This window comes from Cellulosimicrobium sp. CpK407, assembly GCF_051844275.1.
Lineage (GTDB): Bacteria > Actinomycetota > Actinomycetes > Actinomycetales > Cellulomonadaceae > Cellulosimicrobium > Cellulosimicrobium cellulans_G.
The window spans coordinates 50620-65470 of the sequence record NZ_JBGNYC010000006.1 but is presented as its reverse complement, the minus strand read 5'-3'; the positions used below and the strand labels follow the sequence as shown (position 1 = coordinate 65470).

At 74.7% G+C, this 14851-nt stretch carries 11 protein-coding genes, 1 tRNA gene and 1 other RNA gene; 5 read left to right on the top strand and 8 right to left on the bottom strand.

Annotation, left to right across the window (positions count from 1 at the left end):
• Positions 1-111 precede the first annotated feature (111 nt).
• From ABWU78_RS04595 to ffs, 5 genes are all read right to left on the bottom strand, one after another.
• Positions 112-774, bottom strand: coding sequence for a methionine ABC transporter permease (locus ABWU78_RS04595; RefSeq protein WP_439157684.1), 663 nt, complete (start codon positions 772-774; stop codon positions 112-114).
• Entirely contained in the window at positions 774-1982 is a 1209-nt protein-coding gene (locus tag ABWU78_RS04590; RefSeq protein WP_439157683.1) for a methionine ABC transporter ATP-binding protein, read from the bottom strand. Before ABWU78_RS04590 ends, ABWU78_RS04595 begins: the two co-directional genes overlap by 1 nt.
• Positions 1983-2162: 180 nt before the next feature.
• Positions 2163-3068: a MetQ/NlpA family ABC transporter substrate-binding protein gene (locus ABWU78_RS04585; RefSeq protein ID WP_439157682.1), complete on the bottom strand. Its 906-nt coding sequence runs from the start codon at positions 3066-3068 to the stop codon at positions 2163-2165.
• Positions 3069-3545: 477 nt separating this feature from the next.
• On the bottom strand, positions 3546-4838 hold the full coding sequence (locus tag ABWU78_RS04580) for an ion channel protein (RefSeq protein ID WP_439157681.1): 1293 nt from the start codon (positions 4836-4838) through the stop codon (positions 3546-3548).
• Positions 4839-4906: 68 nt separating this feature from the next.
• Positions 4907-5003, bottom strand: an RNA gene (gene ffs / locus ABWU78_RS04575) — signal recognition particle sRNA small type.
• A gap of 133 nt (positions 5004-5136) precedes the next feature.
• Here ffs and ABWU78_RS04570 point away from each other — a divergent pair.
• A tRNA-Ser gene (locus ABWU78_RS04570) sits at positions 5137-5222 on the top strand.
• A 268-nt stretch (positions 5223-5490) separates the two neighbouring features.
• Here the strand turns inward: ABWU78_RS04570 and ABWU78_RS04565 are convergent.
• Complete coding sequence (locus ABWU78_RS04565) at positions 5491-7098, bottom strand: glycoside hydrolase family 6 protein (protein ID WP_439157680.1); 1608 nt, start codon at positions 7096-7098, stop codon at positions 5491-5493.
• A 170-nt stretch (positions 7099-7268) separates the two neighbouring features.
• Here ABWU78_RS04565 and ABWU78_RS04560 point away from each other — a divergent pair, with 170 nt between their 5' ends.
• From ABWU78_RS04560 to ABWU78_RS04545, 4 genes are all read left to right on the top strand, one after another.
• Positions 7269-7970, top strand: coding sequence for a TetR/AcrR family transcriptional regulator (locus tag ABWU78_RS04560; RefSeq protein WP_253053999.1), 702 nt, complete (start codon positions 7269-7271; stop codon positions 7968-7970).
• Entirely contained in the window at positions 7967-8902 is a 936-nt protein-coding gene (locus ABWU78_RS04555) for an ABC transporter ATP-binding protein (protein WP_253054001.1), read from the top strand. The genes ABWU78_RS04560 and ABWU78_RS04555 overlap by 4 nt, the downstream gene beginning before the upstream one ends.
• Entirely contained in the window at positions 8899-10575 is a 1677-nt protein-coding gene (locus tag ABWU78_RS04550) for an ABC transporter permease (RefSeq protein WP_439157679.1), read from the top strand. The genes ABWU78_RS04555 and ABWU78_RS04550 overlap by 4 nt, the downstream gene beginning before the upstream one ends.
• Positions 10576-10730: 155 nt before the next feature.
• Entirely contained in the window at positions 10731-11573 is an 843-nt protein-coding gene (locus ABWU78_RS04545) for a hypothetical protein (RefSeq protein ID WP_439157678.1), read from the top strand.
• On the opposite strand, the gene ABWU78_RS04540 is transcribed toward ABWU78_RS04545, so the two are convergent.
• On the bottom strand, positions 11555-12253 hold the full coding sequence (locus ABWU78_RS04540) for a response regulator (protein WP_253054007.1): 699 nt from the start codon (positions 12251-12253) through the stop codon (positions 11555-11557). The genes ABWU78_RS04545 and ABWU78_RS04540 overlap by 19 nt on opposite strands.
• The gene (locus tag ABWU78_RS04535; RefSeq protein WP_439157677.1) at positions 12250-14844 is read right to left on the bottom strand and encodes a DUF4118 domain-containing protein; all 2595 of its coding nucleotides are present in this window, start codon (positions 14842-14844) and stop codon (positions 12250-12252) included. Before ABWU78_RS04535 ends, ABWU78_RS04540 begins: the two co-directional genes overlap by 4 nt.
• Positions 14845-14851 lie beyond the last annotated feature (7 nt).

Sequence of the window (14851 nt, the reverse complement as noted above, 5' to 3'; positions counted from 1 at the left end):
GAGGCCGCTCCGCCGTCGTCGACGCCGAGCGCCACGAGATCGACCCGTACGTCCGAGATCGACCCTCGGGAGGTCGATCTGGGGACGCACGGGCCGATCTCGCGGGGCGGGTCAGCGGTGGAGCGCCTTGCGGGCGAGCCAGTTGCCGAGGAGCTGCGCGACCTGGACGATCGCGATGATGACGACGACCGTCACGACCACGACGCCCCAGTTGTAGCGCTGGTAGCCGTAGACGATCGCGAAGTTGCCGAGCCCGCCGCCGCCGATGATCCCCGCGATCGCGGACATGTCCAGCACGGCGATGAAGAGGAACGTGTACCCGAGGATGAGCGGCGCGAGCGCCTCGGGGACGAGCACCGTCGTGATGATGCGCCACGACGACGCGCCCATCGCGCGCGCCGCCTCGATGACGCCCGGGTCGATGCCCACGAGGTTCTGCTCGACGATGCGGCTCGTGCCGAACGCCGTCATGACGGACAGCGGGAAGATGAACGCCTCGGTGCCGAGCGTCGTCCCGACCACCTGGAGCGTCACCGGCCCGAGCAGCGTGACGAAGATGATGAACGGGATGGGCCGCACGATGTTGACGAGCACGTTGAGCACGCCGAACACCCAGCGGTTGTCGAGCAGGTTGCCCCGCCGCGTCACGTAGAGCGCGATGCCGAGGGCGAGGCCCGCCAGCCCGCCCGTGAGCAGCGCGACGGACACCATCTGGAGCGTCTGCCCGAAGGACTCCCAGAGGATCGGCCAGAGCTGGGACCAGTCGCGGTTCATCAGCGGCCTCCGAGGTTGCCGTGGCGGAAGAGGGTCTCGCGGCCGGTCCCGTACGGGTCGCCCAGGTCGCCGCCGGCGTCCTCGGGGGCGTCCCCGGCGCCCGGGTCGGCGTCGAGCCGCGCAACGCGCGGGTCGTCGAGCGGCCGGTCCGCGGTCCCCAGGTCCACGACGTCGGCCCGCTCGGCCAGCGCGACGAGGAACGGCGCGATCCGGTCCTCCGGCGCGTCGAGCTCGACGGTGAGCGACCCGAACGGGCGCTCCCCGACCTCGGAGATGCCGCCGTAGACGACGGACCCGTCGACGTCGTGCTCGCGCAGGAGGCGGAACAGGTCGGTCCCCGTGCTCGCGCCCTCCCGCACGCCGACCGTCACGAGCCGCCCGGGGTGCCGCTCGCGCAGCCGGGCGAGCGTGTCGCGCGACGGGCGGTCGTGCAGGGCCGTGCCGACGAACCGCTGGGCGGCGTCCGCGCCGGGTGCGGAGAAGACGTCGTACACGTCACCCGTCTCGACGACCCGCCCGTGCTCCATCACGGCGACGCGGTGGCACGTCGAGCGCACGACCTCCATCTCGTGCGTGATGACGACGATGGTGATGCCGAGCTCGGCGTTGACGCGCCGCAGGAGCGCCAGCACCTCGCGCGTCGTCTCGGGGTCGAGCGCGGAGGTCGCCTCGTCGGCGAGGAGGATCGTCGGCTGCGCGGCGAGCGCGCGCGCGATGCCGACGCGCTGCTTCTGCCCGCCCGAGAGCTGGCGCGGGTACGCCTTCGCCTTGTCGGCGAGGCCGACGAACGCGAGGAGCTCCGCGACGCGCGCGGCGCGCTTCTCGCGCGGCCAGCCGGCCACCTTGAGCGGGTAGGCCACGTTCCCGGCGACCGTCCGCGACGACAGCAGGTTGAACTGCTGGAAGACCATGCCGATGCGTGAGCGCACCTCGCGCACGCGGCGCTCGGGCAGCCCGGTGATCACCTGGCCGTCGACGACGACCTCGCCGCTCGTCACGGTCTCGAGCGCGTTGACGAGCCGCACGAGCGTCGACTTGCCGGCGCCCGAGTAGCCGATGACGCCGAAGATCTCACCGCGCCGGATGCGCAGCGAGACGTCGTCGACCGCGTGCACGGCACCGTCGCCCTCGCCGAACGTCTTGCTCACGTGGCGCAGCTCGATCGCGGTCTGCTCGTCACCGCCCTCGTCGCGGGGCACGTCGGTCACGTCGGGTTCCTCTCGTCGGAGGCCGGGCCTCCGGGCCGGGGCCGCCCGGGTCGCCTGGGATCACCAGGTGCGTCGTCGGGGCCGCCTGTCGGGGTGTGCCGCTCGCCTGCCATCGTCCTCCCCCGGGCACGACGGCGCGCGAGGGCGGGCGCGACGCGCGCGCCCGCCCTCGCGGGGACGTCAGGAGTTGCGGATGTCGTCCTCGATGCCCGCGAGGATCTCCTGGAGCTCGGCGGGCGTGTTCTCCTTGATGACGGCGGTGCCGCCCGACGCCTTCTTCTCCGCCTCGACGACCTCCGGCGAGTGCGAGATCTCGGCGAGCTTGAGCAGCGTCTCGTCGTCCTTGTCCTCGGCCCGCGCGACCCACACGTTGATGTAGGGCTTGGCGGCGTCGGAGTCGGGGTCGTCCTGGAAGAGCGCGTCCTCGGGCTTGAGGCCCGCGTCCTCGACGAAGTCGTTGTTGATGATCGACGCGTCGACCGACTGGAGCTGGATCGGCGTCTGCGCGGCGTCGACGGGCGTGACCGTCACCTTGGAGCTGGGCAGCACGTCGGCCTCGGTGGAGATGGAGCTCCCGCCGTCCTTGAGCTCGACCAGGCCGGCCTCCTGGAGCACGAGGAGCGCACGGGCGAGGTTGGTCGGGTCGTTCGGCACGGCGACCTGGCCGCCGTCGGGGATCTCCTCGAGCGACGTGTGCTTCGACGAGTACAGGCCGAGCGGGTAGACGGCGGTCGCGCCGATCGGCTGGAGGTCGTCGCCCGCGTCCACGTTGTACCCCGCGAGGAACTGGAGGTGCTGGAACTGGTTGACGTCGAGCTCGCCCTGGGACAGCGCCGGGTTCGCCTGCGTGTAGTCCTGGAGGTCGACGAGCTCGATCTCGATGCCCTCGGCCTCGGCCTGCTCCTGGAACACCGCCCACTTGTCGTCGGACGCGCCGACGACGCCGACGCGGATCGGGTCCGCGGCGTCGCCGCTCGCGGCGCCGCCCGCGGTGTCGTCGCCACCGCCGCAGGCGGTGAGGGTGAGGGCGGCCGTGGCGGCGATCGCGGTCCAGGTCAGACGCTTGCGGGTGGTCGAGAACGACATGGGGGTTCCTTCCGGTGGCGGCGACGACGGTCACGGGTGGCGACCGGCGCGGCCGGTGGTGCAGGGACGGCCCTGCGAGGCGGTGGGGTTCGGGGTGCTTCCGGCGGGCCATCAGCCACGCGGCGAGCGGGGCGTCGTCGTCAGGACGACGCGGCGGGTGCGGCGCAGGTCTCCCTGCGGGTCACGACGGCGTCAGCAGCCGCACATTCGCCCGGTGCGCACGCCACGACAGCACGACGTGCCGGCGCAGGACGCTGCGCGCGGGGTCGTGGTGACGACGTGGTTCCGGGTCATGCCGACATCATGAGCACGGTGGCACCCCGGACGCCAATCCCCGGGCCAGATTGTCCATGATGTGGACGGAGAAATGGTCGCATGCCGGGAATCCCCGGCCTCAGACCGGGACGAAGCGGGCACCTGGCCAGGTCATGAGGGCCGTGCGACGACCGAACGGGGAGATCTGCGCCACACCGCCGCTCACGTCCGGGCCAGGGCGGCGAACTCGGGCGCTCCGTCCGCGGGAGGGTCCACGCGCATCGGCGGCATCACCCGCGCGACCAGCCAGACCGGCAGGATCGCGACGCACAGCACCGGGATGAGCCGCACGTCGCCCACGGTCACGGCCGCCATGAAGAGCGCGAGCCACCCGTCCCGGCTCACGACGAGCACGGCCCCGAGGACGGCCGCCGACACCGCGACCGCCGCGGGCACGGCCGGGACGAGCGACGATGCCGCGAGCCCGACCGCCACGCCGACGAACACCGTCGGGAAGATCCGACCGCCCCGGAAGCCGGCGCCCGCGGCGACGATGAGGGCGACGAGCTTGACGAGGGCAAGGACGAGGATCGCCGACCAGGCGAGCGTGTCGGCCTCCTCGGACAGCTCCTTCATCTGCGCCAACCCCTTGAAGAGCGTGAGCGGCCCTCCGAGGACCCCGAGGAGCCCGAGCAGGAGACCGGCGGCACCGAGGGCGAGGACGGGGTGCCGCAGCGCGTGGAACGCGCGGTGGACCCACGGGAGGGCGAGGACGGCCAGGAGCGCGAGCAGTGCGGCGACGAGGGCCACGACCGCGGCGCTCAGCGCGTCGCCGACGTGCAGCCCGGGATGGTCGGGGAGGTCGATCGCGAACGTCGGCGCGTCGAACGCGAGCATCGTCACGGCCCCGGCCCCGGCGGCCACGAGCGGGGCGAAGAGCCGGTCGAACAGCGGTCCCGGCGCGTCGCCCCGCTCGGCGAGCGTCTCCGTCAGGACGAGCGCGGCCGCGACCGGCGTCGCGAACATCGCCCCGATCGTCGCGGCCATCGCCAGGCCCACGGCACCCTGCACCGGCACGCCCAGCCGGGGGCGGCACAGGAGCCAGGCCGTGAGGGCGACGTTGATCGCGATGATCGGGTTCTCCGGCCCCAGGCTGACGCCGCCCGCGAGGCCGAGGACGAGCGTGAGGGCGAGGCCGGGCAGGGCACGCAGCGGGAGCGGAGCGGTCACGAGGTCCGTCGTCGCGGGGTCGACCCCCGCGTGCCCCGGTGCCCACCGGATCGTCGCGCCGACCAGCAGGCCCGTGACGGTGAGCACGACGACCGTCCACCAGGTCTCCGTCGTCGCGAGGCCCCACGCCGCGGGCAGCCGGTCCCACACGAGGTCCTGGATCCACGTGGCGAGCGCCGAGAGCGCGAGAAGGGTCAGGGCGCAGAGCACGCCGACCAGGAGCGCCGGGACGACCAGGCGCACCAGGCGCCCCGTCGACGACGGAGGCTGCGGTTCCCCGGTCACACGGGCAGAGAACCACGCCGGGGCCGAGGCTGCACCTCGACCGCTCGGGTCCGCCGCGGCCCCGGGACGCGAAGGACCCCTCGCACACCCACCAGAGCTCACCTACCCTTGCTGCCTTCCGGCCCTGGGGGAGTTCGGCGAGATGATGCCGCACGAGGGGTCTGCGCCCACCCTAGCCCAGGTCGGCGCCCCACCCGAAACCCGGTCGGGCGCGGGGGCGATTCGGCCCGGACGCCGCGGTCCGGTATCCTCGTTGCGCTGCCGTCGGTGCGCCGTGTGCGCGTCGGCCGTCGCACCAGGAGGATTCGCCTAGTGGCCTATGGCGCACGCTTGGAAAGCGTGTTGGGTTAACAGCCCTCGGGGGTTCGAATCCCCCATCCTCCGCAGACCGAAGGGCCCGCCGCACTCGCGGCGGGCCCTTCGTCGTCGTCCGTCGCACCACGTCCGGCCGCCGGGACCGAAAAGGCCCGTCGCACGAGTGCGACGGGCCTCTCGACGTCCCGACGGTCCGACGCGCCGGGACGTGGCGCCGGCGGTGCCGCCGACGGCTACCCCCAGCCTACGGGTGTCTGGCCCGGAACGGCAGGGGTCTCTCGTCCCCAGTGCCCGTGATCTCCACGACGCACGTCGTGCGGGGAGCCGCGGCCACGGGTCAGACGACGTGGCACGGGCGCCCTCCGAGGGTCACGAGCTGCGGGCCGGCGCCCGGCGCGCCCGACGCGACGAAGCCGAACGTCGCCGTCGCGCCCGGTCGCACGCGCGCGTTCCACGACAGGCTGTGCGCGGTGAGGGCGGCGCCGTCGCGGCCCGCCTGCGCGCCCCACACGTCGGTGAGCCGCTGGTCCCCGTCGGGCGTCCAGCGCAGCTCCCAGCCGTCGAGCGGCGACGCGCCGGTGTTGCGGAGCTCGACCTGGGCGATGAAGCCGCTGCCCTTCTTGCCCTGCCACGTCCCGTGGACGGTGTACGCGACCTCGCAGGTCGGGCGCTCGACGGCGGGCGAGGCGAGCGCGAGGAGCTCAGCGGCCTGCTCGACGAACCACTGCCCCGCCGCCGGGTCCTCGATGCCGCGTGCGGGGTCGAGCGGGCCGCCGGTGCCGCGGTAGCACTTGCCGTCGGACTCGCCGGGCACCTTGATCCACAGGTACGCGTCGACGAACGGGTCCGCGGTGTCCGTCGTCGGTCGCTCGCCGAGCCCGCGGTCGGGCGGGTTGCACCACACCTCGGGGTCGGCGTAGACGCCGGACGGCGCGGTCCACGGCCCCTGGCCGTTACGGCTCGTGTCGACGACGACGTGCTTCTGGGCCGCCGGGTCGCGCACGACGCCCGTGTCCGCGTAGGCCTGGGCGTACGCGGCGTCGGTGAGGCCCCAGGTCTCGACGTCGTCGGGGTTCGCCGGGTAGTACTGGCTCGCGCACCACGCGGGCTCCCACCAGCTGTTCACCGACAGGTTGACGCAGTCGCTGATCCACGTCCCGTACTTCACGAGGCGCTCGGTCTCGACGTAGTTCGACGCGTTGACGAACACACCGGCGGCGCGCTCGACGCCCGCCTTGATGAGGCGGTCGGTGATGTCGCCGACCCCGAGCCACCCGCTGTGCGTCCCGTCGAGGTAGACCGAGGTGGCCGGGAGCGCCGTGAGCGCGTCGACGGCGTGGTTGAGCTGGACGAACCGGTCGGCCGCGGCGGTCTCCGGGTCGAGCTCGGCCGGCCGGCACCACTCGGGGTTGCCGTTGATGTCGGTGTACCAGGGGATGATCCCGAGCCCGTCCGGCTCGAGGATCACGATCGCCGGGTCGTCGCCGATCCCCTCGGCGACGGCGTCCACCCAGGCCGTGTAGGCGGCCGTGTCGGCGGCGCCGCCCGCGGAGTACTGCGCGCAGTCCCGGAACGGCAGGTTGTAGACGACGACGGTCGGCACCGACCCGTCGGTCGCGGCCGCCCGGACGACGGACGCGACGTCGTCGCGCACCTCGTCGGGCGTGCCGCCCGTGAACCACGAGGCCGACGGGAAGGACCCGAGGAGCTGGGCGTCGGCGCGGGCCTGGCCCGTGAGCGCGGCGGCGGCCTGGAGGGTCGTGGAGAACGGGTCCACGTAGAGGCGGGTCCCCGGCCCGACGACGTCGTCCGCCGCGGGGGCGGCCGTCGCCCGGGGTGCGGCAGGGGTCGGGACGGGGGCGGCGCCGGCGCTCCCGGCGGCGGCGAGCAGCGGGCTCGCGAGCGCGAGAGCGGCGACGGCGGACAGGACGGCACGACGTCTCATGCGGATCTCCTTCGATCGACACGGGGGTGCGGAAACGACGGATGGAAGCGCTCCCATCGCGTCGTGACCTCCACTCAACCCGGCGCCGTCGTCGGCGTCAAGGGCCAGGTCGCGACAGAGCGCTCCCTCGCGGGTGGACACTTGTTGAACGGGTGTTTAGTCTATTGAACGTGCGTTCAGACCAGCCCTCGCCGACCGGCCGCGGCCGCCCCGCGCCGTCGGGCACCGACGACCTCACGACCCGCGCCCGCATCCGGGACGCCGCCGTCTCGCGCTTCGCGCGCGACGGGTTCGGCGCGCCGCTGCGCACCATCGCCGCCGACGCGGGCGTGAGCGCCGCGCTCGTCGTGCACCACTTCGGCTCCAAGGACGGGCTGCGCCGCGCGTGCGACGACTACGTGTTCGACGCGGTGCGCGCCGCCAAGACCGACGCCATCTCGCCGCAGGACCCCGCGGCGGGCCCGATGGGACTGTTCGCGCAGCTCGCCGGGATCGAGGACTACGCGCCCGTGTTCGAGTACACGCTGCGCAGCCTCCAGGCGGGCGGGGACCTCGCCCGGTCGTTCGTCGAGCACCTCACGCAGGTCACGCTCGAGTACATGGAGTCGGGCGTCGCCGCGGGCGTCATCCGCCCGAGCCGCGACGAGGCGGCCCGCGCGCGCTACCTCGTCTCCGTCTCGCTCGGGTCCCTGCTCGTCGACGGCGCGCTGCGCGAGCGGGCCGAGCCGCGCGACCCCGAGGCGGACCTGCGCGAGTACGTCGAGCGCGTGATGCTCCCCGCGCTCGAGGTCTTCACCGAGGGACTCTTCGTCGAGACGACCCTGCTCGACGCCTACCTGCAGCACACCACCCACCAGGAGGAGACGCGATGACGAGCACGACCCCCGCCGTCGAGGTGCACGACCTGCGCAAGGCCTTCGGCCACGTGCAGGCGCTCGACGGCCTCGACCTCACCGTCCGCGCGGGCGAGGTCGCCGGGTTCCTCGGACCGAACGGCGCGGGCAAGTCGACCACCATCCGCGTGCTGCTCGGGCTGCTGCGGCCCGACTCCGGCAGCGCGCGGCTGCTCGGCGGAGACCCCTGGCACGACGCCGTCGACCTCCACAAGCGCCTCGCCTACGTGCCGGGCGACGTGAGCCTGTGGCCCAACCTCACCGGCGGCGAGGCGATCGACCTGCTCACCCGGCTGCGCGGGAGCGTCGACCCGCAGCGCAAGAAGCTGCTGCTCGAGCGCTTCGAGCTGGACCCGTCGAAGAAGGCGCGCACGTACTCCAAGGGGAACCGGCAGAAGGTGGCGCTCGTCGCGGCGTTCGCGTCCGACGTCGAGCTGCTCGTCCTCGACGAGCCGACGTCGGGCCTCGACCCCCTCATGGAGTCCGTGTTCACGCAGTGCGTGCGCGAGGTGACGGCCGAGGGCCGCTCCGTCCTGCTCTCCAGCCACATCCTGGCCGAGGTCGAGAAGCTCTGCGACACCGTGACGATCATCCGCTCCGGGCGCACGGTGCAGTCGGGGACGCTCGCCGAGCTCCGCCACCTCACGCGCTCGTCGGTCACCGCCGTGACCGAGCGCGACCCGTCCGCGCTCGACACCCACGACGGCGTGCACGACCTCGTCGTCGAGCCCGGCGCGGACGGGACGCGGGCACGGTTCGACGTCGACAACGACCACGTCGAGGCCGTCCTGCGCACGCTCACCGACCTCGGGCTGCGGTCCGTGACGGTCAACCCGCCGTCGCTCGAGGAGCTGTTCCTGCGCCACTACGGCGACGAGCTCGCCGTGCTCGACGGGGCGGGCGCGCTGTGAGCGCCCCCGGGACCGCCCGCACGGCGGCACCACCGCGGGGGCGACGCGCCGCCGTCGCGCCCGAGCCGCACCGGCGGGGCCGCGCGGCCACCGGCTGGACCACGCTGCTGCGCTTCGTCCTGCGGCGCGACCGCGTCCGCATCCCCGTGTGGACCGCGTCGATCGCGCTCCTGTTCGGGTACGCGGCCGTCGCGCTGGACACGCTCTACCCCACCGCGGCCGACCGCCAGGCGCGCGCGGCGCTCGTGTCCAGCCCCGCGGGGATCATGCTGTCCGGTCCCCAGTACGGGATCGAGGACTACACGCTCGGCGCGATGATCGCGAACGAGATGGCGCTCACCGTCATGGTCGCCGTCGCGATCATGAGCATCTCCCTCGTCGTGCGGCACACGCGCGCCGAGGAGGAGACCGGCCGGGCGGAGCTCGTCCGGGCCGGGGTCGTCGGGCGCCACGCCCCCGCGACCGCCGCGTTCGTCGCCGCGCTCGTCGCGAACGCCGCCATCGCGCTCGCGACGGGGGCCGTCCTCGTCGCGACCGGGCTCGAGGCCGTCGACTCGTTCGCGCTCGGCGCCGCGGTGGGCGTCACGGGGCTCGTGTTCGCCGCCGTCGCGGTCGTGACGAGCCAGGTGACCGAGCACGCGCGCGCCGCGAGCGGTCTCGCGCTCGCCGTGCTCGGCGTCGCGTTCCTGCTGCGCGCGGTCGGCGACGTCCAGGAGGAGCACGGGAGCTGGGTCTCGTGGCTCTCCCCCATCGGCTGGGCCCAGCAGATCCGGGCGTTCGTCGACCTGCGCTGGTGGCCGCTCGGCCTCTCGGCCGTCCTCGTGGTGCTGCTCCTCGCCCTGGGCGCGGCGCTCGCCGCGCGGCGCGACCTCGGTGCCGGCCTGGTCCCGCCCCGCGCGGGGCGGCCCGACGCCGCCGCGTGGCTCGCGAGCCCGCTCGCCCTCGCGTGGCGCCAGCAGCGCGCGTCCGTGCTCGCGTGGAGCATCGGGGTCGGTGTCACCGCGCTCGCGTGCGGGACGTTCGTCGACTCGGTGGGCGACATGGTCGCCGACAACCCCGAGATCGCGCAGATGCTCGGCGACGCCTCCGACCTCGTGGGCGGGTTCGTCGCCGTCATGGCGCTGTTCCTCGGGCTCGGCGCGGGCGGGTTCGCCGTCGCGTCGGCCCAGCGGGCCCGCGGCGAGGAGACGGCGGGACGCCTCGAGCCCGTGCTCGCGACCGGGGTCGGGCGCGTCCGGTGGCTCGGGGCCCAGCTCGTCGTGACCCTGGTCGGGACGTCGGTGCTGCTCGTCGTGAGCGCCGTCGGGCTGTGGCTCGGTGCGCTGAGCGTCGGCGAGGACGCGTTCGGGCTCGGCGACTACCTCGCCGCGTCGTTCGCCTACCTCCCGGCGATCGCGGTCGTCACGGGCGTCGCCGTCGCCGCGTTCGGCTGGCGGCCGGGCCTCGCGTCGCTCGCCTGGGCGCTCCTCGCGTACTCGTTCGTCGTGACGATGTTCGGCGCCCTGCTCGACCTGCCGTCCTGGGCCAGCGGCGTCTCCCCGTTCTGGCACGTCCCGCAGCTCCCGGGCGCCGACGTCGAGCCGTGGCCGTTCGTCTGGCTCACGCTCCTCGCCGTCGCGCTCGTCGCGCTGGGCCTCGCGGGCTTCCGCCGCCGCGACGTCCCCCGCCCGTGACGCCGAGGTAGAGGCCTGGTAGCGCGAGGTAGAGGCCTGGTCGGCCCGTGCCCTGACCACGCCTCTACCTCGGCGGACCAGGGCTCTACCTCGCGTCGCCGTGGGGGCCTCCGGATAGGCTCGGTCCACTGTGCCCGACCACGGAGGTGACGGTCATGTCCACGCCCGACCAGAGCGACGCGACGCGCTCGGCCAGGGCCACCCTGCACGAGTGGGTCGCCGCGATCCCCACCCAGGAGCCGAGCCCGGCGCCGGGCGGCGGCTCCGGCGTCCCCGACCCGCGCACGTGGGTCGCGGCGCTCGCGCTCGAGGGGACGTGGCTCGGCCTCTACCAGGACGCGTACGCGCTCACCGAGGCCGAGTGGGAGGACCTGCTCGGCAACCTCTCCCGGTACGCGGACGTGCGTCCGCCCGCGAGCGCCGTCGTCTTCCGCGACGTGGACCTCGACGAGGACCCGTTCCGCGACGACGAGCGCCCGCTCGTGGACGCCGTCCTGCGGGTCGCGCTCGAGGAGGGCGTCGAGAACCTCACGCTCGCCGCGGTCGCGCGCCGCTGCGACCGCAGCGAGTCCACGCTGCTGGCGATGTTCGGCGACGCGGAGACGCTGGTCGACGACGTCGCGCTCGAGGTGCTGCAGTCCGGGTTCGACGACCTGTCCCCGCTGCGCCTCGACCCGTCGCGCGCGGCGGTGGCCGCGTCCGTCGCGGCGCTGGACGACTCGCGCAAGGCCGCGGCGCTCCTGCGCCTGTACGCGCTCGGCGGCGTCGCGCGCGACGACGTCCCGGAGGGGCAGCACGAGGTGCACGCGCTCGTGCTGCGCGCGTGGCGCGAGGAGGGCGCGCCGTCGTCGCTCGTGCTCGCCGCGCTCGCGTGCGACGGCTGGCGCGCGGGCGAGCTGCAGCGGGCGCTGCTGTTCCCGCCCGCGCTGCCGGGCGCCGTCGTGCGCGAGCTGGCGCGCCTCGTCGACGACGCGGCGGGTCACTCCTCGAACCGGTAGCCGATGCCGGGGCTCGTGATGAGGTGGCGCGGGGCCGCCGGGTCGTCCTCGATCTTGCGGCGGAGCTGCGCGAGGTAGACCCGCAGGTAGTGGGTGTCGCGCGTCGCGGTCGGCCCCCACACCTCGCGCAGGAGGTGCTCGCGCTCGACGACCCGCCCGCGCTGCGCGACGAGGATCTCGAGCAGGGCCCACTCGGTGGGGCTCAGCCGCACCTCGACGCCGCCGCGCAGGAGGCGGCGGCGGGCGAGGTCGATGTGCAGGTCGCCCGCCTCGACGACGGCGGACCCGTCCCGGGCGGTGCCCGCCGACCGCCGCACGGCGGCCCGCAGCCGCGCCATGAGCTCGGGCATCGCGAACGGCTTGGTGACGTAGTCGTCGGCGCCGGCGTCGAGCGCGTCGACCTTGTCGTCGCCGAGGTGGCGGGCGGAGAGCACGACGATCGGCACGGTGCTCCACGCGCGCACCGCGCGGATGACGTCGAAGCCGCTGAGGTCGGGCAGACCGAGGTCGAGGAGGATGACGTCGGGCGTGTCCGTCGCGACGAGGTCGATGCCCGCCCCGCCCGACGTGGCGGTGCTCACCCGCCAGCCGTGCGTGCGCAGCGTGATGGCGATGGCGCGCAGCAGGCCGGGGTCGTCGTCGACGACGAGGACGTGGTGGGTCGCCGGGTCGTCGCTCACGCGCTCTCCTCCCGCTCGGGGCGTGCCGCGTCGCGCGGCGCGACGGGGACGGTCAGGACCATGGTGAGGCCTCCGCCCGGGGTGTCCTCGGGGACGAGGGTCGCCCCGACGGCGCGGGAGAACCCGCGCGCGACGGCGAGCCCGAGCCCGACGCCGTGGCCGGCAGCGTCACCGAGCCGCTGGAAGGACTCGAACATCCGTTCCTTGGCCTCGTCGGGCACCCCCGGCCCGAGGTCGACGACCCGCACCTCGACGATCCCGCCCGAGGCGGACGCCCGGACGCGGACGGGCTCGCCCGGGGGCGCGAACCGCACCGCGTTGGCGACGACGTTCGCGACGACGCGCTCGAGCAGGCCGGGGTCGGTGCGCACCAGCGGCAGGTCCTCGGGCACGTCGAGCACGACGCGCGGGCCGTGCGGCTCGACCGCGACCGGCACGATCTCCTCGAGCGAGACGTCGCGCAGGACCGGGGCGACGGAGCCCGTCTGCAGGCGCGAGAGGTCGAGCAGGTTGTCGATGAGCTGTTCGAGCCGCCCGGTCTCGGACGCCGCGGTCTCGACGAGCGCCGTCCGGTCCTGCGGCTCCAGGACCGCCTCGGGCGAGCGCAGCCCGTCGACCGCGGCGCGGATCGCGGCGAGCGGGGTGCGCAGGTCGTGCGAGACGGCGGCGAGCAGCGCCGTGCGGGTCGCGTCCGCCTCGGCCAGGACGGCGGCTCGAGCCGCCTCCTCGCGCAGCCGGCGGTACTCCAGCACGATGCCCGCCTGCGCGCCGAACGCCTCGAGCACCTGGCGGTCGCCCGCGGGCAGCGGACGGCCGTCGAGCACGAGCCGGAGGTCGTCGTCGACGCTCACCACGGTCCGGGTCTCGTCATCGCCCCCGGGGCGTCGTCGGGACCCGCTCCCGGCCGGCCCCCCGGTGTCGGCGGCGCGGTCCGCGACCGCGATGGTCGACCACTCGCGCCCGCGCCCGTCCGCGCGCGACCGCTCCTCGATCGCGACCCGCCGGAGCTGGAAGGTCTGGGCCAGCCGACCGACGACGGCCTCGGCCGTGTCCTCCCCGGACAGGACCGAGCGGGACAGCGCGGCGAGGGTCGACGCCTCCGCCCGCGCCCGGTAGGCCTGCACCGTGCGCCGGGCCGAGAGGTCGACGACCGACGCGACCGCGGCCGCGACGAGCACGAACACGAGCAGGGCGAGCAGGTTCTCCGGGTCGGCCACGGTGAGCAGCCCCGTGGGCGGCGTGAAGAACCAGTTGAGGCACAGGAACGAGACGACGGCGCAGGCCAGCGCGGGCCACATGCCGCCGACGAGCGCGACGCCGATCGACAGCGCCAGGAAGAGCATGACCTGCGTCGACAGCCCGATCGCTCCCCGGGAGGCGTCGAGCAGGGCCGTGAGTCCCGCCGGGCCGGCGACGGCGAGCACGAACCCCGCGACGCGCCGCCGGGCGGACACCGGGCTCCAGCCGCGCCGCGCGACCCGTCCCGACCGGGCCCGCTCGTGCGTCACGAGGTGCACGTCGAGCGAGCCCGAGAGCCGGGCGATCTCCGCGCTCGTGGACCCGAGGAACGCCTCGCGCCACCGCGAGCGCCGCGAGACGCCGACGACCACCATCGTCGCGTTCGCGCCGTGCGCGAAGTCGACGACGGCCGACGCGACGTCCTCCCCCACGACGGTGTGGAACGTCCCGCCGAGGGACTCGACGAGGGCGCGGTCGGCGGCGATCGCCGCGGGCGAGGCCGTGGGCAGCCCGTCGGTCGCGAGCACGTGCACGGCGAGGAGCTCGGACCCCGCCGCGCGCTCGGCGATGCGGGCGCCGCGGCGCAGCAGCGTCGCGCTCTCGGGCCCGCCGGTCACGGCCACGACGACGCGCTCGCGCGCCGGCCACGTCCCGGAGATCGCGTGGTCGGCGCGGTACCGCGTGAGGGCGTCGTCGACGCGGTCCGCGAGCCACAGGAGCGCGAGCTCGCGCAGCGCCGTGAGGTTGCCCTCGCGGAAGTACGAGGACAGCGACGCGTCGATCTGCTCGGCCCGGTACACGTTCCCGTGCGCGAGCCGCCGCCGCAGCGCCTGGGGCGAGAGGTCGACGAGCTGGATCTGGTCGGCCTCGCGCACCACGTGGTCGGGGACGGTCTCGCGCTGCCGCACCCCCGTGATCGCCTCGACGTCTTCCGTGAGCGACTCCAGGTGCTGCACGTTCACCGTCGTCACGACGTCGATCCCGGCCGCCAGCAGGTCGTGCACGTCCTGCCACCGCTTGGCGTGGCGCGAGCCCGGCGCGTTCGTGTGGGCGAGCTCGTCGACGAGCGCGACGTCCGGGTCGCGTGCGACGACGGCGTCGACGTCGAGCTCGGTGAGCTCGACGCCCCGGTGCCCGACGGCGCGGCGCGGGACCACCTCGAGGTCGCCGATCTTCGCCGCCGTGGCCGGGCGCCCGTGCGTCTCGACGAGGCCCACCACGACGTCGGTCCCGCGGGACCGGCGACGGTGCGCCTCGTCGAGCATCGCGAACGTCTTGCCGACGCCCGGCGCGGCGCCGAGGTAGACCGTCAGCCTCCCCCGGCGCCGCCCGTCAGGCGTGTCGGCACTCATGTGCGCA